At 37.2% G+C, this 18,412-nt stretch carries 30 protein-coding genes and 7 tRNA genes; 6 read left to right on the plus strand and 31 right to left on the minus strand.

The features are described 5' to 3' along the window. The 20 genes from HMPREF0381_RS00400 to HMPREF0381_RS00495 form a co-directional block, all read right to left on the minus strand. Nucleotides 1–417 (minus strand): DUF1492 domain-containing protein, encoded by a 417-nt coding sequence (locus HMPREF0381_RS00400; protein WP_008749862.1) that lies wholly within the window; start codon nt 415–417, stop codon nt 1–3. Then, on the minus strand, nt 418–693 hold the full coding sequence (locus tag HMPREF0381_RS00405) for a hypothetical protein (RefSeq protein WP_040460959.1): 276 nt from the start codon (nt 691–693) through the stop codon (nt 418–420). Between the two features lie 118 nt (nt 694–811). Continuing rightward, nucleotides 812–1,090: a hypothetical protein gene (locus tag HMPREF0381_RS00410; protein ID WP_008749864.1), complete on the minus strand. Its 279-nt coding sequence runs from the start codon at nt 1,088–1,090 to the stop codon at nt 812–814. 463 nt (nt 1,091–1,553) lie between these two features. Beyond that, on the minus strand, nt 1,554–3,404 hold the full coding sequence (locus HMPREF0381_RS00415; RefSeq protein ID WP_040460961.1) for a DUF927 domain-containing protein: 1,851 nt from the start codon (nt 3,402–3,404) through the stop codon (nt 1,554–1,556). Beyond that, on the minus strand, nt 3,404–3,952 hold the full coding sequence (locus tag HMPREF0381_RS00420; protein ID WP_008749866.1) for a CHC2 zinc finger domain-containing protein: 549 nt from the start codon (nt 3,950–3,952) through the stop codon (nt 3,404–3,406). The genes HMPREF0381_RS00415 and HMPREF0381_RS00420 overlap by 1 nt, the downstream gene beginning before the upstream one ends. 2 nt (nt 3,953–3,954) lie before the next feature. Beyond that, nucleotides 3,955–4,449 (minus strand): ERCC4 domain-containing protein, encoded by a 495-nt coding sequence (locus HMPREF0381_RS00425; RefSeq protein WP_008749867.1) that lies wholly within the window; start codon nt 4,447–4,449, stop codon nt 3,955–3,957. Further along, nucleotides 4,433–4,978 carry an NUMOD4 domain-containing protein gene (locus HMPREF0381_RS00430; protein WP_242824367.1) on the minus strand — a complete coding sequence of 182 codons (546 nt, stop codon included), beginning with the start codon at nt 4,976–4,978 and terminating at the stop codon, nt 4,433–4,435. The genes HMPREF0381_RS00425 and HMPREF0381_RS00430 overlap by 17 nt, the downstream gene beginning before the upstream one ends. A gap of 13 nt (nt 4,979–4,991) precedes the next feature. Next, nucleotides 4,992–5,408: a single-stranded DNA-binding protein gene (locus tag HMPREF0381_RS00435; protein ID WP_008749869.1), complete on the minus strand. Its 417-nt coding sequence runs from the start codon at nt 5,406–5,408 to the stop codon at nt 4,992–4,994. Then, nucleotides 5,405–6,217: a PD-(D/E)XK nuclease-like domain-containing protein gene (locus tag HMPREF0381_RS00440; RefSeq protein WP_040460964.1), complete on the minus strand. Its 813-nt coding sequence runs from the start codon at nt 6,215–6,217 to the stop codon at nt 5,405–5,407. The genes HMPREF0381_RS00435 and HMPREF0381_RS00440 overlap by 4 nt, the downstream gene beginning before the upstream one ends. Continuing rightward, on the minus strand, nt 6,201–6,824 hold the full coding sequence (locus HMPREF0381_RS00445) for a hypothetical protein (protein WP_008749871.1): 624 nt from the start codon (nt 6,822–6,824) through the stop codon (nt 6,201–6,203). The genes HMPREF0381_RS00440 and HMPREF0381_RS00445 overlap by 17 nt, the downstream gene beginning before the upstream one ends. A 10-nt stretch (nt 6,825–6,834) precedes the next feature. Continuing rightward, a complete protein-coding gene (locus HMPREF0381_RS00450; RefSeq protein ID WP_008749872.1) occupies nt 6,835–8,265 on the minus strand; it encodes an AAA family ATPase in 1,431 nt (476 codons plus the stop codon). Nucleotides 8,266–8,282: 17 nt separating this feature from the next. Beyond that, nucleotides 8,283–8,558, minus strand: a complete 276-nt coding sequence (locus HMPREF0381_RS00455) for a hypothetical protein (RefSeq protein WP_008749873.1) — start codon at nt 8,556–8,558, stop codon at nt 8,283–8,285. After that, nucleotides 8,555–9,292 (minus strand): pentapeptide repeat-containing protein, encoded by a 738-nt coding sequence (locus HMPREF0381_RS00460; protein WP_008749874.1) that lies wholly within the window; start codon nt 9,290–9,292, stop codon nt 8,555–8,557. The genes HMPREF0381_RS00455 and HMPREF0381_RS00460 overlap by 4 nt, the downstream gene beginning before the upstream one ends. A gap of 9 nt (nt 9,293–9,301) precedes the next feature. Next, nucleotides 9,302–9,601, minus strand: coding sequence for a hypothetical protein (locus HMPREF0381_RS00465; RefSeq protein ID WP_242822736.1), 300 nt, complete (start codon nt 9,599–9,601; stop codon nt 9,302–9,304). After that, on the minus strand, nt 9,574–9,843 hold the full coding sequence (locus tag HMPREF0381_RS00470) for a hypothetical protein (protein WP_008749876.1): 270 nt from the start codon (nt 9,841–9,843) through the stop codon (nt 9,574–9,576). Before HMPREF0381_RS00470 ends, HMPREF0381_RS00465 begins: the two co-directional genes overlap by 28 nt. 9 nt (nt 9,844–9,852) lie before the next feature. Next, nucleotides 9,853–10,236, minus strand: coding sequence for a helix-turn-helix domain-containing protein (locus HMPREF0381_RS00475; RefSeq protein ID WP_008749877.1), 384 nt, complete (start codon nt 10,234–10,236; stop codon nt 9,853–9,855). Beyond that, nucleotides 10,233–10,412 carry a hypothetical protein gene (locus tag HMPREF0381_RS00480; RefSeq protein WP_008749878.1) on the minus strand — a complete coding sequence of 60 codons (180 nt, stop codon included), beginning with the start codon at nt 10,410–10,412 and terminating at the stop codon, nt 10,233–10,235. The genes HMPREF0381_RS00475 and HMPREF0381_RS00480 overlap by 4 nt, the downstream gene beginning before the upstream one ends. Nucleotides 10,413–10,424: 12 nt before the next feature. Next, nucleotides 10,425–10,583, minus strand: a complete 159-nt coding sequence (locus HMPREF0381_RS00485; RefSeq protein ID WP_008749879.1) for a hypothetical protein — start codon at nt 10,581–10,583, stop codon at nt 10,425–10,427. Next, nucleotides 10,580–10,804, minus strand: coding sequence for a hypothetical protein (locus HMPREF0381_RS00490; RefSeq protein WP_008749880.1), 225 nt, complete (start codon nt 10,802–10,804; stop codon nt 10,580–10,582). Before HMPREF0381_RS00490 ends, HMPREF0381_RS00485 begins: the two co-directional genes overlap by 4 nt. 11 nt (nt 10,805–10,815) lie before the next feature. Continuing rightward, on the minus strand, nt 10,816–11,040 hold the full coding sequence (locus tag HMPREF0381_RS00495) for a hypothetical protein (protein ID WP_008749881.1): 225 nt from the start codon (nt 11,038–11,040) through the stop codon (nt 10,816–10,818). Between the two features lie 96 nt (nt 11,041–11,136). Between HMPREF0381_RS00495 and HMPREF0381_RS00500 the strand changes: the two genes are divergently transcribed. Beyond that, the gene (locus tag HMPREF0381_RS00500) at nt 11,137–11,343 is read left to right on the plus strand and encodes a KTSC domain-containing protein (RefSeq protein WP_034772924.1); all 207 of its coding nucleotides are present in this window, start codon (nt 11,137–11,139) and stop codon (nt 11,341–11,343) included. Here HMPREF0381_RS00500 and HMPREF0381_RS14765 read toward each other — a convergent pair. Next, nucleotides 11,340–11,483: a BC1881 family protein gene (locus HMPREF0381_RS14765; protein WP_008749882.1), complete on the minus strand. Its 144-nt coding sequence runs from the start codon at nt 11,481–11,483 to the stop codon at nt 11,340–11,342. The two genes, HMPREF0381_RS00500 and HMPREF0381_RS14765, sit on opposite strands and share 4 nt — an antisense overlap. Nucleotides 11,484–11,491: 8 nt before the next feature. Further along, nucleotides 11,492–12,109 (minus strand): BRO-N domain-containing protein, encoded by a 618-nt coding sequence (locus HMPREF0381_RS00505; RefSeq protein WP_278244433.1) that lies wholly within the window; start codon nt 12,107–12,109, stop codon nt 11,492–11,494. 188 nt (nt 12,110–12,297) lie between these two features. Between HMPREF0381_RS00505 and HMPREF0381_RS15545 the strand changes: the two genes are divergently transcribed. Next, the gene (locus tag HMPREF0381_RS15545) at nt 12,298–12,429 is read left to right on the plus strand and encodes a hypothetical protein (RefSeq protein WP_278242706.1); all 132 of its coding nucleotides are present in this window, start codon (nt 12,298–12,300) and stop codon (nt 12,427–12,429) included. A gap of 21 nt (nt 12,430–12,450) precedes the next feature. Here HMPREF0381_RS15545 and HMPREF0381_RS00510 read toward each other — a convergent pair whose 3' ends face one another. After that, nucleotides 12,451–12,651: a helix-turn-helix domain-containing protein gene (locus HMPREF0381_RS00510; RefSeq protein WP_008749885.1), complete on the minus strand. Its 201-nt coding sequence runs from the start codon at nt 12,649–12,651 to the stop codon at nt 12,451–12,453. A 51-nt stretch (nt 12,652–12,702) separates the two neighbouring features. Continuing rightward, nucleotides 12,703–12,918, minus strand: a complete 216-nt coding sequence (locus HMPREF0381_RS00515; RefSeq protein ID WP_008749886.1) for a helix-turn-helix domain-containing protein — start codon at nt 12,916–12,918, stop codon at nt 12,703–12,705. 177 nt (nt 12,919–13,095) lie between these two features. Here HMPREF0381_RS00515 and HMPREF0381_RS00520 point away from each other — a divergent pair, with 177 nt between their 5' ends. The 4 genes from HMPREF0381_RS00520 to HMPREF0381_RS00535 all read left to right on the plus strand — a co-directional run bounded on the left by HMPREF0381_RS00520 (nt 13,096) and on the right by HMPREF0381_RS00535 (nt 17,320). After that, nucleotides 13,096–13,737 carry a LexA family protein gene (locus HMPREF0381_RS00520; protein WP_008749887.1) on the plus strand — a complete coding sequence of 214 codons (642 nt, stop codon included), beginning with the start codon at nt 13,096–13,098 and terminating at the stop codon, nt 13,735–13,737. A 26-nt stretch (nt 13,738–13,763) separates the two neighbouring features. Continuing rightward, nucleotides 13,764–14,720 carry a type I restriction endonuclease gene (locus HMPREF0381_RS00525; RefSeq protein WP_008749888.1) on the plus strand — a complete coding sequence of 319 codons (957 nt, stop codon included), beginning with the start codon at nt 13,764–13,766 and terminating at the stop codon, nt 14,718–14,720. A gap of 50 nt (nt 14,721–14,770) precedes the next feature. Beyond that, nucleotides 14,771–15,748, plus strand: a complete 978-nt coding sequence (locus HMPREF0381_RS00530) for a DUF3644 domain-containing protein (RefSeq protein WP_008749889.1) — start codon at nt 14,771–14,773, stop codon at nt 15,746–15,748. A gap of 456 nt (nt 15,749–16,204) precedes the next feature. Then, nucleotides 16,205–17,320, plus strand: a complete 1,116-nt coding sequence (locus HMPREF0381_RS00535; protein ID WP_008749890.1) for a tyrosine-type recombinase/integrase — start codon at nt 16,205–16,207, stop codon at nt 17,318–17,320. A gap of 159 nt (nt 17,321–17,479) precedes the next feature. On the opposite strand, the gene HMPREF0381_RS00540 is transcribed toward HMPREF0381_RS00535, so the two are convergent. The 7 genes from HMPREF0381_RS00540 to HMPREF0381_RS00570 all read right to left on the minus strand — a co-directional run bounded on the left by HMPREF0381_RS00540 (nt 17,480) and on the right by HMPREF0381_RS00570 (nt 18,212). After that, nucleotides 17,480–17,552 (minus strand) — tRNA-Lys (locus tag HMPREF0381_RS00540). 14 nt (nt 17,553–17,566) lie between these two features. After that, a tRNA-Phe gene (locus HMPREF0381_RS00545) sits at nt 17,567–17,639 on the minus strand. A gap of 4 nt (nt 17,640–17,643) precedes the next feature. Next, nucleotides 17,644–17,717, minus strand: a tRNA-Met gene (locus tag HMPREF0381_RS00550). Between the two features lie 49 nt (nt 17,718–17,766). Next, a tRNA-Tyr gene (locus HMPREF0381_RS00555) sits at nt 17,767–17,848 on the minus strand. A 39-nt stretch (nt 17,849–17,887) separates the two neighbouring features. Beyond that, nucleotides 17,888–17,960, minus strand: a tRNA-Thr gene (locus HMPREF0381_RS00560). A gap of 70 nt (nt 17,961–18,030) precedes the next feature. Continuing rightward, nucleotides 18,031–18,103, minus strand: a tRNA-Val gene (locus HMPREF0381_RS00565). A 35-nt stretch (nt 18,104–18,138) separates the two neighbouring features. Beyond that, nucleotides 18,139–18,212: transfer RNA gene (locus HMPREF0381_RS00570), tRNA-Asp, on the minus strand. Nucleotides 18,213–18,412: the final 200 nt, after the last annotated feature.

Genomic DNA, 18,412 nt, shown 5'->3' on the forward strand with positions numbered 1-18,412 from the left:
TCACTCTTTTTCGGAATTGTACAGTTCCTCAAATTCCTTTAAAGCACTCCTATAAAATTTATGTACGGCTCCAACTGAGTAATGCGTTTCGTCTGATATCATCTCGAAAGTCATATCCGACACATAGTACATAGATAGCACTACCTTGTGCTTGTCGTCTACCAACTCATCAATCAATAATCTCGCTTCAGCTTTTAAATTCACAAGTCTATCAATATCTGAATTTATCTGTTCTTCTAACTCCATCATCTTTATAACTGCACTTTCTATGCCACCGCTACTGCCACCTTGTACCCTTTCTTTGTTCCCGGCTGTAACCTTAGTTGATAACGCTCTTATACATTCTTTTTCTAACAGCTTGGCCTTTATAAGACAATCAAGCGTTTTAAGCTGTTTTAAATATTCTTTTGCCGTCACTTACTCACCTCTCTTTTTTAGCATTCCGGACTTTATAAGCTCATACATAATATCTATAGCTGTTCGAGGGTCTCGGTACTTGCAATTTGGCTTTTTATGTATCCTTGGATCATCTTTTTTCCAATCCTGTATATCAAAGCAGACAGGACTGACAAACATAAGCCTACATCCTCTTGCAACGCATAAGTAATAACATTTCGAATTTTTCGTATTCCCCCTGCATGGCTTAAATCCAAATTTTTCAAATTCTTTTACTTCTACATTCGGTATTAACATCTTCTCTACTCCTCTTATTTTGCTCAACACGGCGTTTTAATTCATTAAGGTAGAAATATAGCCCAATACCTTTAAAGTGCCGTGTGCACCATTCTAGCCGCCTTAGAATTGATTTTAATTATCTTCGCTCATTCTTTTCTTTCTCTCCATCAAAATCCCTGTATCCGCCTTTTACTCTTGCATCCAGCTCGTCTATGTAAGCCTCCATTATCTTGCAGGCTATAGGATAGCTTGAGTAATTCGCCTCAACATATTTCATTAAGACCTGCATAGACTTTGCAACCTCGTCTTTATCCGATTTTTCATCAAACTCTCTTACCGACTTCCACCACTTATTGTGTATGTCATTTATCATCACCGTTATCTTGTCATTCGTCATTATCTCTTTATAGTTCATATCCTTAAAAACTCCATAATTGTTTCTAAACTTATAATAATAAACTTATTTATAGCATAATTATCTGATAATTTATATTTGTGTAGCTTTAATATTAATATATTTTATTTATATATATATTGTGTCAGATACTGCAAACTCCTTACTGCAACCAACATAACCACCGGTAACTTTTGTTTTTTACCCCTTGGATACCCTTTTAAACTCTTTATTTATGCGGGTTTCAGGCACTGCATAACCAAGTAACCATAAAAAACACATCCTCGCATATAGGGGAAATATTTATTAATAAAAATATTTAAAAAAATTTTCCCTATATATACATATACATGTGCATGGTTTCAGTGGTTATTCGGTTACCACACCCCTTAAAGCCGCTTAAACTCTAGCTTTTTTAGTTTTTTTCGGAAACCATATAATTTTTAGGTAACTACAAATTGGTTTGTATTTATCAGATAATTTATTAATCAAACGGTAATATGTCGTTATTTGTCATATTTATTTGTTCAAAACCGCTACTAAAATCACTGTTATCTGATAATTTTAACTTAACACAACGCACAGGAGTTCCATTGAATTTTTTCAAAGAATCGGTTCTCCCCTTATTCGTCAGCAGTAAATTCTTATCATTTGCCCATTTCAAAAACGATACTCTTGAAAATCCTGACTGTTTGCAAAGATCTGACATAACAGTTGAAATAATTACAGCATAACCGTCTTCTATAATCCCCCATTTCTCCACAACCTCGTTCTGTGGATCAAACCTTGCAGGGTTCATGGCCACCTTATCAACGATAAACCTGTAACACCTCTCATTATCCGAAAGCTCATTTTTATCAATTAAGGTCTGCTTGGCTTCCTCAATGTCTATATACTCACCGTCTTTGAAAATATAATCTGTTGCTATTTTGTCGGCTGTAAGCACTATAGAAAGTGATAAGCTTTGTTTTTGCATTTTTTCATCATTGTCAAGCTTATCCAGAAAACCCTTTTGAATTTCCATAAGCCCTTCAACTCCGATTTCTTTCAGAACTTTTACAAACTCTCGCCCGGCATAACCGTAATTGTTTTTTACCACTGAAGCCGTAAGCCTTGGATCTTCAAAGATGTGGCCGTCACAGCTTATCTCTAAGATTCTGTTCATCGCTCCACCTTGATTGACATAAGAAGTCAAAGGCTTTTCACCGTTTGTTATTATGCAGTTTTTCCACCTGCTTTCTCTGTTTATACCAATGTCTTTGTTGCTCCTTGTCTTACCTTTCCCGGAACAAAGCACATATACAAGGCTTTCAAAATTCTCTGCAAGCCTCCTGTTTTGATTTGATGTATCATCAAGTAGCATTGGTAAGTGGTTTAACATATCCGCTTTAGCCTCCAAGGCCGTCTCTGTGCTTTTGTAATCGCCTACAAAGGCATTTTCATCAGGATTTGCCCAAACGGATGCCGCAAGCATTAAAGCCACCGATTTACCCGCTTCAGTGCCTCCCCAAAGGTCTACAAAGAAGGGTAGGCCTCTCAATGGAGCAACCAGAACACTTGCGAATGATGCGGCCAAACAAAATTTACTTTCAATCCTCTTTCTTGCCCTTACAGTCCTTGTGTGATCTAACCAAGTTGTGTAACTACCCTGTGTGTTCACACTTTCGGATACCTGTTTGAACTTTATATCACCATCAAAAATAATATCTCCGTCAAACGGTATAAAATCTTTGTTTAGCCATCCAAATTTGGAGGTTGAACGCTTAATTTTTATAAAATTATCGTTCTGATTTTCCACATCTGACAGGTATTTCACTAAGAGCTTTGCATTTTCACTTGTAACCGCTATTCCCTGTTCCGCCAAGGCCACTATTTTACTTGCTGAAGCTATCAAAGACTTAGGTACTACTATTTCATGCCAAGTTCCGTTACGCTTGTATGCAAGCTTTATTTGCTCCGCTCCGGTTTCAATATTTTTAAGCCTCTCAACCGGCAATATTGGGTGGTAGCAGGCGTATTCATCTGAATTAGGCTTAATTATTCCGCGTTCTGTAGCATTCCAATAACCACAAATCATATTGTCATACTCATCACTTTCAAAGTTGGTCCACTGACAAAGGTTCCCCTTAGTTTTCTCCGGTATCATTTCTCTTTCAGCTTTTCTGAAAGCATCAAGCAGTATTTTAAACTCTGTATATACCTTCAATTCTCTTGCTCTGTCCATCAAATTGGCTATATTTACGCCTCTTTCGATTTCATCCTCTTCGTCAAAGATATCCTGCATGAATTCTTTTGAGAGCAGGTCCTTTTTTGTCACTTCTTCAATTTTCTTCATCATCCCGCTCCTTTATTGTGAAAATCCTGATACAAAGCCGAAGATACGTAAGTATATGCATACTCATATACATCTTCTTCCTTGCTCAACTCCGCACGTTCTGTAGTAACCTGTAAGAGTTCCCTGTAACAGTTTGCCCATTCGTCACTTAACGGCTCTAATTCGCTCAACAACGCCCTTAATTCATCTTGCCTATCGAATATACCTCTAAGCTTGTTTCGTTCGTCCTGTGCGATTCTAACAGCCTTCTCACGTGCTTTACGTCTTCTGTACTCTGCAAACTTAGCCTTTCGGCTGTTGTCTTCTACTCCTCCAAGGCTCCTATAAGCCTCAGAGAAGTTACAATTTTCCATACCTGCGACAAAATCAAAGATATCTCCGTGTCTTCCACAGCCGAAACAATAAAAAGATTTCGCATATATCTTCATTGATGGAGTCTTTTCCTTGTGAAAAGGGCAGCATATAAACCCTGCCCTGTTTGGTTTAAATCCGTATTGCTCAAGGATTTCCGACATTGAATATTTTTCTTTAATCTCTTCAGATGTCATACTCACCCTTTCAGAATTTCTATTATTTTCTTTCCTGTTTCTTCCTTACTGCAAAAGAGAAAATCGCAACCATACTTGATTTTTATTGTTGAAAGCACTTTATGTAACTTTTCGCCTGTCATTGCCTTTGTTTCAAAAGTTTCCCATTTACCTGTAGTAGCGGACTTTACACGGGCATATCGTCTGGGATTTGTCCAGTTTTGCACATCCTCAAGGCTTTTTATTCCCTTACCATGCTCGCATAAAAATACAATTTTTACACCTGCCTTATTTGCCCTTAAAAGCTCATTTCTAAAACGGGTATGGTCTTGACAGACATTACTGCATAGTTCGCTTAAGTTCTGTTTACGGTCAACCACAAGCCTAGGATTATCGTAATTCATATAGTCACCGACATACAGTTTTGAAACAAAATGATTTACTCCATGCCGGTCGAACTGCGTTTCAACTCTGTGCAGTTGACTTTTACCTTCCCTACTGTCACACTGTATCATCATAATTCCAACGCCTCCTGTGTGCTATTGAGGAGACATGAGACTCTGATATGTTAAACATTTTTGCAAGGTCGCAATTTCTATATTCCCCTCCACACGATTTATGGTTTTTTCTTATAAAAGAAATGCAATTGTAGCCAATCTTGCTCTGTGGGTTTTTCTCTCCACGAAATAAACCGGCCCTCGAACCATAATTGTTATTATATTTATGATTGCACCATTCTAAATTATCTGCGGAATTATTTATTTTATTTTCATCTTTGTGGTTTACCTCTTTAAAACCATACGGATTAGGGATAAAAGCACATGCGACTAGACGATGAACATTTTTGCTGTATCTCTTTGCTCCGCCTTTCCCTAACCCAACATGCAGGTAATTATTTTTGCCATCAAAACACTGTTCGAGAATTTTCCCGACTTTCATTCTGCCCATGGAATCCACATGAGAAATTGAACGAACTCTACCAAGATTGCTAACTTCGTAATAATCAAACCCTTTGATAGGTTTCCAAACTTCATTGCTAAAATCCACCCGACTGCCTCCTTTAATTAAATGGCAGTCCTTCACCATCAACACTGTCAGGAATATTCATAAACCCGTCAGCACTTGCATTTGATGATGACGGCCTTGAACTTGCCTGTCCTGTGCCTGCTCCCTTACCGTCTGCAAACTCCTGTGTAGCTATAAGAACATCAGTTGTATACACCTTTTGTCCGTCCTTGTTTGTGTAACTGCTTGTTTGAATACGACCTGAAATCAATACCCTTTGCCCTTTTCTGAAGTACTTTTCCGCAAACTCTGCCGACTTGCCAAATGCCACACATGATATAAAATCGGCTTCTTTGTCTTTCATTCTGTCGACCGCTATAGTGTACTTAGCCACCGCCTTTGCCTCTGCACCATTTGTGTATCGTATCTCCGGATCTCTTACTAATCTTCCGCATATAATAGCCTGATTCACTCTGTTTCCTCCACTTCGTCTAATATTAAATCTGTGTAAAGCATTGGTCTTGAAAGAACTTTTGTAAACTTGCAATAGTCACAGGTTCCGCATCTTTCCGGCTCTATTTCTCCGTTTTTTATCTTCACAACTCTTTCAACATGTTCCTTAATCTTTTCAAGGGTCGCCACCAATGCTTCATCATTTATCTGTATGATTTCTATGTCTGTAACTTTTTCTTTGCTTGCAGCGGCTATATAAAAAGGCAATACCTTTCCTGTATTCTGCCTTACAATTTCTTGATATACGGCTCCCTGAATTTCATATCCCCAATTTGTAATAAAATCCATATAACCGTATTTTTTTACATAAAACCTGTCACGGATTGACTTGACAATTTTTAAGTCAACTATGCAGATGTCAGGAATATATGAATCCATTTTTATTTTCCAAGGTACTCCGCCGATTTCTCCGGTCATGATTACTTGTTTCTGTCCGGACATAAATTTCATAAAGTATGGATCTCTTTCAATCCTATTTATAATTTCTTCGGCCTGCCTATATTCAGCCTTTAAAGTACCTTGCTTTGTAAATATTTCGGGATTTTGGGCTTTAAAGAGGGGAAGGCTCCCCTCAAAATGTGCGTCCACATAACTTCCTACAAGCAAAGCAGTACTCTTTTCTCTTTCCCATTCACCTCTTATTTCAGCCATTGCCATAGCTTCACAACCTTTTATACCCATAGATCCAACAAAGCTTTTGTACTGACTTACAGACAAATACTCTTTGCTTGCTTCATTTGAAAAGTAATTCTCATTTGTCAGTTGCATTCTCTGTTCCCCCTTTGACCTCAAACGGATCCACTGCCTTAGGTTTTTCCGGTGATATATCCTCAGCTTCACCCTCAACAAGACAACCCATAAGTAAGTTCGGTACATGAATTCTTGCAAAGAAAGCCGCTGCACGATATGCAAGCATAAGCTCAGGCATAGTCTGCCATTTCTTATTTGATGTCCAGCCCTCAAGTCTTGCCATCTTCAATGTTACATCCGGACCTTCTATAAGTTCTCCTTCTTTTGTAACCGCTTTTATATAGCACCCCCTATCTTCTGTGCCTTTTTCTCCAAAGTATATCGGTTTAGCTTCTTTAAATCCTGCATTTGATTTAATCATCCCCATGCAGGCCTGCCCGCTCCATGACGGCTTGCCTTTAACAACGTAAAGATTTTGCATAACCATCATAGGGCTTAAACCCATGCGGTTGGCCATGTCTATGGCAATAGCACAATCCATTGCCTTGCCTTGATAGGCTTGCGGCACAAGGGAAGACGATGCGAACATCTTCCCTATATTAAATAAATCCTGAAAGCTTTCAGCCTTCGCAAAAACTTCACCTGATACCGGTAAATTGTTTCCTGTTTCAATTAATTCATTCATACTTCTTCTCCTATAACTCAACTACTGTTAAATCATCACTGTCTGTTGTTCTTGTAGCTATAAATTGCAACTCCTTATCCTTGCATTTCTTATAAAGTCTTTCTCTAAGTTCTGTAGCCATCTTTTCGACTCCATCAATCAATATGATTTGCAGACCGTTAGGCTTCTGAATTGCCACATCTATACATAGATCCAGCTTTTCACCTTCTGAAAGATTGCTGATTGGAAGTCCATTTATAAGCGGAACTCCATCTTTTACGCTTAGGCCTTGCACAGGAATATTGGATGTTTGCAATATTTCTCCCGGTAAAGTTCTTGCTTTAGTGATTTTCTGTGTCAGCTCTTCGCTTTCCTGTTGAAGATCTTCAACTTCACTTTGCAAGCTTTCCATCCTACGATACTCATTGATATGTCCTTTCATTTCTTCAATGTGCTCTGCTTGCTTGCTAAGTTCGTCCACGCTTTTTATTTCCTGACTCGCTAATTCTTCATACTCTGCCAAATTCGCTGTTAATTTGGCCACATTGGCTTTATATTTCTCTTCCTCAAGTGCAATCTTATCTTGTTTTTTCTCTGAAAGTGTTGACAGCTCCTGTCTATATGCCTTAATCTGCTCTTCAAGCTGTACTATAGACTTCCCAATACTGCTTTCACGGTTTGCAGTTTCACGCTCGATAGCTGTAATTGCAATCTCCTTTTCTGCCTGTAATCCTCTGATCTTATTATCTGAACTTTGAATAAATGCCTTTGCTTTTTCAATTAAGCCATTCTGATGTCTTATAGTCTCTATTTTCCTATAAAGCTCACCTGCGCTTGCATTTTCCCATTCATCCACCATGTACCCCGCAGGGATTGAACTTGCAATTTCTTCAATAAATGCATTTTTATTCCTTATATCTCTATTAACATCCTGTCTTCTTTGAAAGTACTTTCCTTTTTCAGATTGAATATCATCCAAAATTGCCAGTATGTTTTGATCATACGACACCCAATCCGGTATCTCTCCAAACCAATCTCTAATTGTGTTCATATCCCAAGCAAATTCAATTAAGTCTAAAATCATTGCATTTTGCTTCTTTTTGTCCATTCCTGCAAACTCAACCGGATTAAGCTGTAAAGGTGTAAATATATCTCTAAGGAAGCTTTCAGGACTTGGCACTTCCTTACCATTGCTTTTAACTGATTTGTAACTTGTCTGTGTCAAACGTTCTCTTCTGTCAATCCTTAAACCGTTATCAGTCTCAATGAGTATCTCTCCCTCGTTTTCTCCGTTTCTTACTATGTAATCTCTACTTGACTTATTTGTCAGAGCATAACGAATTGCATCAATTACAGAAGTCTTTCCTACTCCATTCTTGCCTGACAGCTCTACAGATTTTCCATCAGCCTCATACTCTTTTATGCCAAATAAATTCTTAATCTTAATCTTTGTAACTCTCATATTTTTCTCCTTCTCTATTAAAAAATCGCTATCGCTAATATAGCCAAATTAAATATCGTAAGCCCTATCATTCCACACCAGAATGCCCTCTCAATGCCGTCAAGCGTGTACTCCAGCTCCTCAATTCTTTCCTTTAAAACCTGCACTTGCTTGCCGTGCCTACCCTCAAGGGTCTCTATTCTTCTTTCAATTTTTTTATCGGACCACACATCCGGCACAATTACTTTTTCTTCTGCTACCTTAGACATATTCTTCTTCCTTTCAGTCCATCTCTTATTATGCTCTACCATCATATGTGCTTCCTCGCATGCGCCAGTGCCTCTTCTTTTGATATCCAGAAGTACAAATCTGTAGAGCTTACCTTGAATCGGTCTACTTCGTAGTCGTTATCTCGCACAACATCATTCTCAGTTAAGATGTAATTTCTGTTTTTTAAAGTAACCTCAATCGGATCATAGCCATCTTTCAATCTTTCTATAGATTCTATATACAGTATTTCCGCTCTACATTTTCTTGTTGTTCCCGAACTTCTCTGAGCCCATGTAGGAATAGATACTTCAACCAAGCACTCATTTCCTTCTTCATCTTCTCCAATAGTCCATCCTATAAAGCTGTCATGTGTCGGACACACAGGAAAAACGCCCACTGTATTATCAAATTCAGCTGCAATGATGTTCGTGTCCTGAAGGTTTGCTTCAGTTAAATTTGCCTGTGCGAATGACGCGCAGTCCAGATCCGCACCCTCAAAGCTTGCTTCTGTCAAGTTTGCAGATAAAAATACAGTATCTTTGCAGTTCGTCTCATTAAAGTTTGCTGACCATGCATTAACACATGAGAAGTCCGCATTCTTTAAATTTGCGCCCTCAAAATTTGTACTGACAAGAACTGTATCTATAAAGCAAGCACCCTCAAGGTCTGCATTGCTAAAATTTGCCCCTGATAAGTTCTGACCTTTGAAGCTCCATCCTCTCAGGTCCATATTTGTGAAATCTTCTTTTAAAGCCTCTTTTAATTCTTCCTGTTTCATATTGCCTCCTTAAATGTATTTATCCAATTCTTTTTCTATCGTATTCAATTTGTACGAATTCATAATCGGGTAATCGTATTCAATGTCTAAATTATCATAGTAGAAATTCATGCTCTTACACTTTTTGTTCATATTCCAGTTTGGAACATGTATACTAACATCAACCTGACTTGTGTGCGGATGCCAGTCAAAAAACACTTCTGCTCTTCCTTTTTTGTTTACCTCTATACACTTATCAAAAATTCTTTTTATTGCTTCAATCTGGTTCTCAGTCATCATATTTACACCACATCCCTTACCATCTTCCACCCTGCACCTCTTGCAGGTCGTCTTCTTTGACTTGCAAACTCAGCCGTCTGCATTTTTATCCTCTTTGCTATCCACTTATCAAAACCAGCTGTGTCGAATATTATCGTTGAATTTGTTTTTGATGGATCCACTTTTGTAGCGAAATCCTGTTTCGGGTCTCTATAAGCTTCCATAAGCAAAGGTTGTGGAAAACCTAAACTTTTAAGCTCTGACATTTTCATTATTTTTCTTGGATACTCCATAATTTTCTCCTAATCTATCGCATACTTATCCCAAGTACTTTCGTCAAAGAAATCTTTGCCCATTCGGAAGAGCTTTGTCTGTATTGACCCCGGACTATGAGGAACTCTAAGTGCCGCTTCTTTGAATCCTCCATTTTTCATTATTTCTTTGACAAGTCTAAGCTCGGTCTTTTTCCAAGGCGACCCTTGAGATGCATAATTCTTCCAAGTATCACTGTCATACAAATCGGCACCCATATTTCCAATCTTTTTAAATATAGATGAGTTGTTACGATTCAGCCTCTCTGCAATCTCTACAATTCTAACGCCGTTTGCCTTAAGCTCTGACAGTGTTGCTATTTCTTCTAAGGTCCAGCCCCTACGTGTCTTGTAATCCTTTTCTTCTTTTTTCATAGTCTTCTTCTCTTCTTTGAAAAACTCCTCACTTTGACATTTTGTATAATCCTTATAGCCTCTTCTAATGCCTTTACATCCTTACGCCAAACACAATTCTCATCCCTGCGATCTATCATGCTGTGGCAATGTTCCCAAAGGTCATTAAGCTGACTTATCACCTCTTCTTTTTTCATAGTCTTCTTCTATCACTGGATAATTATCCTATCCTTAATCTCTCTTTCTGTTTCCTTAAGCATTGCATTTAAAATCGCAAGAGGCACTTTATATTTTTTGATTACCTCTATCAACTCTTCAATGCACGGCTCTGTATCAAAAGAGCCTCCATCCTTTGTTAGATACTTCATGTTTTACTCCTATTTAACCGGGACGCTCCCCATAAATAACTCCCAAATTGTGACTGAATAAGTCTGCCAACTTGTTCAGTGTCTGAGAGTTTGAGTTCCGGCTCAAGCTCTTTTAATTTGCCCTGAAACATCCTGTCCATACCTACCTTTAACATCTGCCAATCTCTGTAGGAAATCCCTTTCAAGGCTTCTGCATATTTAATCGCATTCTCTGTTTTCATTCTTGTTCTCCTTAAAGTATAAATTCAATATCTCTAGCACCTTTTCTCTGCTTAAGTTCTCTAATCAGCTCTTCATTCGAAAATTTGTCTAAACCTTTATCTTCGCAATTTATAAGTTCTACCAACTCATGTGCCACTATTGAAACTTGTTCGGCTGTTCCCTCTTTAGTTAAACGCTCAATGTATCTAAGCAGTATCTTTTCTAAGGCTTCTTTGCTACTTTCTTTTTCATTCATGTTTATATATCCTCCTATTTACTTTCCCTCTAATCTCTCCTACAATCTACTTACAGGCTCTGCCAAGCCGAGTACTTAGAAAGGAGGGACTAGTTAATGAATATGATTTCTGTATCATCCTCAAACCTAGACGCCGTAGGGTATGAAAAAGGCACTTTATATGTACGCTTTAAAAATGGCTCCTTGTACAGCTATTCCGGTGTTCCTGAATATGTTTATAACGAACTCGTGAATGCATCTTCTAAAGGTAGCTATTTAGCCACCTATGTAAAAGGGCACTACCCATACAGCAAAATAGGTTAATCAACGACTACCAAAACAACAGCAGGACCGTTTACCGATACCGACATATCTTTATGCGGTTCTGCAATTTTAACTTCTACACCTTCCCTCTTTTTGAGTTCTTCTACCAACTCACAAGTGTTAATATCTTTTAATTCCATGTTCTCTCCTACCCTACCTTTTCTTCACTTTTCTTATAAATCGTATCGCTTACTGATACATCTAAGCCGTACTTGTCTTTGACCGTCATCAACTCCACTGTATCCACAAGTATCGGCTCTCTATCCTTTAACATCTCCAGAGCCATATCCGCTTTCTTTACCATCTTTGGATATCCATGCTTCAGTGATACAGCCTTATTTGCTATCGTATTAGCCTTGATATAATCAACCCTTGCAGGCTTTTTAAGTCCTTCCTGAAGCTTTTTCATCATTTCCTTTTGATGTTCTTTATCAAGCATTCGGAATATCTCAAAGCCCTCATATCCTGATGCTTCACGGAGACCCTTAATTACTTCATAAACAAAGTCTTGAAATTCTTCAGCTTCAGGCTTATTGCTCCTCATAATTAGGCGATAAATACCTTTTTCATTTAGGATAGTCACATTTTGTATTCCACTCGGGGTACTAACTTTGTGAGTACCCTTATATTTAGTCTTCATTTTCTTTAAAGCATTGTTTGCATCTCTATGCCCTAAAGCATTTGCTATATCTGTAGCCACCGCCCACCATTCGCCATCTTTTTCTACAAATCTGATTTCGTGGTTGCACCACTTTTCTATTTTTATAAAATCACCTCCTAATTTTCTGTTTGTAAAAACAACTACTTCTGCCTACTTCTACTTATTTCAGTTTACTTTTTGCCACAATATATAGTTTATATTTTGCAATTTTAATACTATATATTGTATATTTGCCCTTGACTTCCCTATTCCGTAGTAATATACTTAACCAAAATCTATGAAAGGAGGTGTCTATGGCTAATAAAAAAACTTCTAAAAGAGTTGCATCTACTGCATCTAAAATTCTTCGTGATAAAAGAACAAGCTCTGCTTCCAAATCTGTAGCTGGTTCTGCTTTATCACAAACACCAAGTAAGAAAAAATAATTGCTACTTTTGCTGCATAACTCATTGGTTCTGAGCTGTGCAGCTCTTTTTAATTCTTATGTTCTCAATTGGAATCTGATAAATCCCTACCAGTCTTTCAAGCTGAAATGCAGGGATTGCTACTTTTCCTTTTTCCCAATTCAGAATGGTTTGCTGTCCTACTTTCAACATTTTTGCTGCTTCCCTTTGGCTAAGCTCTGCATTTACTCTTGCGGCCGCCAAGGATATTTTTAAATCATTTATAAAATCACCTCCCTTTTTTAAATTCGCATATTATGCGACAAAATCAGCAAAAAAAATTGCATTTACATCTTCCATTGATAGATTTAGCGTTCTAGCTATTTTTTCAGCTTCGCTTATAGTCAGTGTATCGCCATTGGATGTAAGCTTCCTATACAGAGTTGTCTTATCTATACCAATGGAAGATGCTAATTGTGAGACATTAAGCCCATTCTCTACAATTTTTCCTTTTAGCTTATTAACATTCATATTTTGTATTCCTTTCTATCGCATTTCTGCGACAAACTTATAATAAATCTTTTTATAATTTTTGTCAACACTATTTTTGCGTTAAATGCGATTTTTTTATTTTTTATATATTTAGTTGTTGCATATTTGCAAATAAAGTTATATAATTACAATATCCTAATAAAAGGAGTTTTTAAGATGACGATAGGTGAAAGAATAAAACAAAGACGAAGAGAGCTTGGCTTATCAGTCGATGAAGTGGCTGATAGACTTGGTAAAAATAGAGCAACTGTATACAGATATGAGAGTAACGATATTGAGAATTTTCCTGTAGGCACACTTGAGCCTATAGCCAAAATATTAGAAACAACTCCTGCTAAGCTTATGGGTTGGAATAGTAATGATAATTTGCCAAATGGTAATCCCGAACCACATGAAAAGCCAAGAGGCGTAAAAATTCCCGTCCTCGGTGATGTAGCAGCCGGTATACCTATAGAAGCTATAGAGGATATAATTGATTATGAGGAGATAGACGAAGATCTTGCAAGACGAGGGGAGTTCTTTGGACTTCGCATAAAAGGTAATTCCATGTCGCCACGAATACAGAATGGGGATGTAGTAATTGTTAGAGTACAGCCAGATGCAGATTCAGGAGATATCGTAATTACTAAAGTCAATGGGTATGACGCTTGTTGTAAAAGACTACAAAAGCATGATGACGGCATAAGCCTGATATCTTTAAACCCTGACTATGAACCTATGTTCTTTAGCAAAAAAGACATAATTGATTTGCCGGTAAATATCATAGGTAAAGTAGTGGAGCTTAGAGGAAAATTTTAATAAAAAACGAGGGAGGCGTTTTAAAAATGAGTTTTGAAGAACAATTACAGGAGTTCTCTAAAAAACTTGAACATGCTAAAAATATCAGAACTGAAGAAGCAACAAAAATGACTCTGATTTTGCCATTCTTTCAGCTTTTAGGATATGATGTTTTCAATCCGATAGAATTTGTTCCTGAGTATACAGCTGATGTAGGTACCAAAAGGGGCGAAAAAGTTGACTATGCCATTATGAAGGATGGACAACCCATTATATTGATAGAAGCAAAATATGTAGGCGAAAAATTGAAAAAGCATACATCTCAACTGTATAGATATTTTTCTGTTACTCCGGCTAAGTTTGCAATTTTAACCAATGGGAAAGTTTACAAATTTTATAGTGACTTAGTAGAACCAAATAAGATGGACGAAAATCCTTTCCTTGAAGTAGATTTGTCAGATATTAAGCCGGCACAGTTAAACGAACTTCAAAAATTCTCAAAAGATGTATTTGATGTTGATTTAATACTTGGAGCAGCGTCAGAACTAAGATACATTGATGAATTTAAGTCTATCCTTCGCTATGAGTTCGAATATCCAAGTGATGAATTAGTAAGGTTTTTTCTAAAAGATTTATATGAAGGTGTAAAAACCAAAAATGTTGTGGACAAGTATCGTCCTATACTACATAAAGCAATGCAATTATACATTAACGGCGATACCGGCATAACTTTTAATTCATCACCTGAAGTTCCTTATTCAATTGAACAGTCTGACTGTTTAGACCCTATTTACTCTGATATCCTGCATAGGCTTGGATATGACATAGAAAATACCGAAAATGGTCAACATGTACTAAAGGATAATGAAATAGTTGCAAAAGCCTATCTCTACAAGCATAAAAAGCAAATTTTTATGAAGTCAAACAGTGGCATCTTCTTTAAGAGATATGTTTTATATAATCTAAGCCCTAACAGTTTCGGAAAACTCTTTAATACAACATAATCGGTAAAGTCATGGAGCTTAGAGGGAAGTTTTAAATTTTATAGGAGAGTGTGAAATTGGAAGATATTAAAAGTAGACTTGTTTATAAAAGCATTGAAGCATTTATTTTAGGTTTAGAGATCTATAACAAACCAACTATCAGATATAGAATTGAGGGATTTAGCTTTTTTATTTGCAATGCTTGGGAACTGATGTTAAAAGCGGAATTGTTGAATAGAGGTGAAAGTATATATTTCACTGATTCCCCTAATAGAACCCTCTCTTTACGAGACGCACTGCAAAGAGTTTATACAGACAAAAAACAACCGCTCAGAGTAAATTTGGAGACTATTATTGATCTAAGGGATACAAGCACTCATTTTATAACCGAGGACTATGAAACTATATATGCTCCATTTTTTCAGGCTTGTGTTATAAATTTCTGCGAACAAATAAAAAGATTCCACAAAGTAGATATGTCAGAGCATGTCTCCCCCAATTTTTTGACACTTTCTATATCATTGGATATTCTAACCAACAGTGAAATCAGAGGAAAGTATTCTGCTGAAATGGCTGATCGCTTTATTGCAAACAAAAATGAGCTAGACTTTCTACAAAATACCAATCATTCAGCTGATTTATTCATACCAATCAGACATGAATTTGTTCAGATAAAAGACAAGACAAAAGCAGATTTTACATACTCTGTGGATTCAAGTTCTGATATGCCGGCTAAAATCATCACTAAACTGCAGGATCCAAAAGATAAATATACATTATCAAGAAAGAACATTATTTCCTTAGTTAATAAGCAAATTAATGTTAAAAATATAAAGTTTGATTATGTATCATTTAAAGGCTACAATGTTTTCAATGACTATGCACTTAAGCTAATTATGGATTTCTATAACTTACAAGATGATGAAAGATACTGCTTTCAATTTGTATCTACTAGAAGATACTCTAGCCAATTAGTGGAGTTTGTTATAGAAGTTATAAAGAATGACTCAAATATTGTTTGTACTATTTTAAAGCATAAAAAAAGATAACCCCAGGCACATAGGAATTCTAAGCATTAAGCCTACTCCAATTCAGGAACCCAGTGTTAATCCTTCACAAGTTATCTATGATTATATTTTATGTTTTACACATTGTTTTGTCAAGTTTTATAATATTAATTTTTTATTATTCACCATTTTCCCGACGTCGGGAAAATAGTAAGTATTTGAGTTTTATCAGTAATTATGCTATCCTAGAGATGCGAAAGCCTTATTAGTTAAGGATAAGTAATCTCTAGCAGTACGCTCCCAGTATCAGGATAAAGCCGAACCTAGAGATTTTTTATATTAAAAAAAGCCACCCGGTACTCCAATACCAAGTGGCTGTGTATACCGTTGCAAGCTTCTGCCTGCAAGCAATATAACTCTGAACAAGTCATATTGTACCACGCATAGTAGCACCTTGCAACAGGTGTTATTTTTATACCCAAAATTAAGGAGGTACATATGGCAAAAGCTAAATACAGTAAAGGAAAAGACGGATATTTCCGTGCTAAGGTTTGGGACGGTACATACAATGCAGACGGATCTAAGCATAGAATCAACCTTATATCTAAAAAATCAAGTGCGGACCTTGAAAAGAAAGTAAATGAACTTAAAGATAAAGTATATAAAAGAGAATATGTAACCTCCAGCGATATATCGCTTTATGACTATGCCCTTGAGTGGCTTGATACATACAAGGTAAATCGCTCAAGAAATACATACCTTATGTACAAAAACATCATAGACAAGCATATAATCGACTTGTCAGATATCCCTTTACAGCACCTTACTCACGCAAGATTACAAAGCTTAATAAATGAAAGAGTGGATAGACCCCGAACCTGTCAACAACTTGCATTGACCTTAAAGCAAATTCTAAAATCCGCTTCAAAAGCTCAACTAATACCAATAAATGTGGCACATACGCTTGTAGATGATTTAGAGTTGCCCTCATACAAGAGCAAAGAAAAGAGAGCCCTTACAGAGCTTGAAATCAGGGCAATAAAGACCGCAGATTTTACCGGCAGAGAAAAGTGCTTTATATATCTCTTATACGGTTGTGGCTTGAGAAGAGGCGAGGCCTTGGCGCTTACTAAGTATGATATATCACTTGAAAATGCTGAAATAAGCATAACAAAGTCTATGGCTTTTGAGGTCAATAGGTCTTACATAAAAGAAACTAAGACAGTTAGGGGGCAACGAACAGTGCCAATGCCCGGATATCTAAAAGACTTTTTAAAGGACTACATAAAGACAGTAGACAATTATTTAATCACTAAGGTAGACGGTTCGGAAATGACTTTATCAAGCTTTGAAAAAATGTGGGAACAAATCATAAAGAAAATGAATATTGCTGCAGGCGGTACAGATACAATCAGGATTATACACGGTCTTACCCCACACATCTTCAGGCATAACTACTGCACTCGTCTGTGCTATCAAGTACCTGCTATATCTACAAAGATGATTGCTAAACTGCTGGGTGATACTGAAAAAATGGTTATAGATGTGTACAGTCATATTTTAGTAGATAAAGAGCAAGTAAATAACTCTATAGAGACTGCAATATCACTATAAATCTCTTAGACATTTATTAGACATCTTACTTTTAGAAAAGCGATTTTAGACATTTTTAGACATTTATTTTGCATTAAAACGACTCATTTTCAACCACCATAGAAATTAAAAAACGGCTCAAAGCCTTGTAAATCAAAGCCTTGAGCCGTTTCACACTGATGAGACACCCGGGACTCGAACCCGGGACAACTTGATTAAAAGTCAAGTGCTCTACCGCCTGAGCTAGTATCCCATAATAAAATTAAATGCCTTGAACCGGAATCGAACCAGTGACACGAGGATTTTCAGTCCTCTGCTCTACCAACTGAGCTATCAAGGCATAATTGCGGGGACAGGATTTGAACCTGCGACCTCCGGGTTATGAGCCCGACGAGCTTCCAGACTGCTCTACCCCGCGACAACAATATTCAGAACAAAACTCACTCTTAAAAAGAGTGACTGAACAATGGGGGAAGGTGGATTCGAACCACCGAAAGCAGTGCTAGCAGATTTACAGTCTGTCCCCTTTGGCCTCTCGGGAATTCCCCCAAACTTATTAAGTTCTTCACTTTTACTCATAAGAGTAAAAGCCGATAATCGGACTCGAACCGATAACCTGCTGATTACAAATCAGCTGCTCTGCCAATTGAGCCATATCGGCATGTGCAACATATTATCACATATCTAATACATTGTCAACACTATCTCTCTCAAAAATATCGAAAGACAAATGGGACCTACAGGGCTCGAACCTGTGACCCTCTGCTTGTAAGGCAGATGCTCTCCCAGCTGAGCTAAGATCCCATATATAAACTTAAAGGCTGGAATACTTTAAGTAACGACCCGAATCGGACTCGAACCGACGACCTCCGCCGTGACAGGGCGGCGCTCTAACCAACTGAGCCATCGGGCCATATTTTTTGAAGTAAAATAAATACTATGAACTTACTTTGTAAGTTCAAGTACGCTATTTTTCTAAGTTCATACTTTGCTGCGCTTGTACTCACTAAGAAAGGTCAATGTAGCACTATGACTTTACTATGTAAAGTCAAGTGTACTTTTCTTCTAAAACTCAAACTGCACTCCTTTTGTTTTCGTTAAGAAGAAAATGCA

It is taken from the genome of Lachnoanaerobaculum saburreum DSM 3986 (genome assembly GCF_000185385.1).
Lineage (GTDB): Bacteria > Bacillota > Clostridia > Lachnospirales > Lachnospiraceae > Lachnoanaerobaculum > Lachnoanaerobaculum saburreum.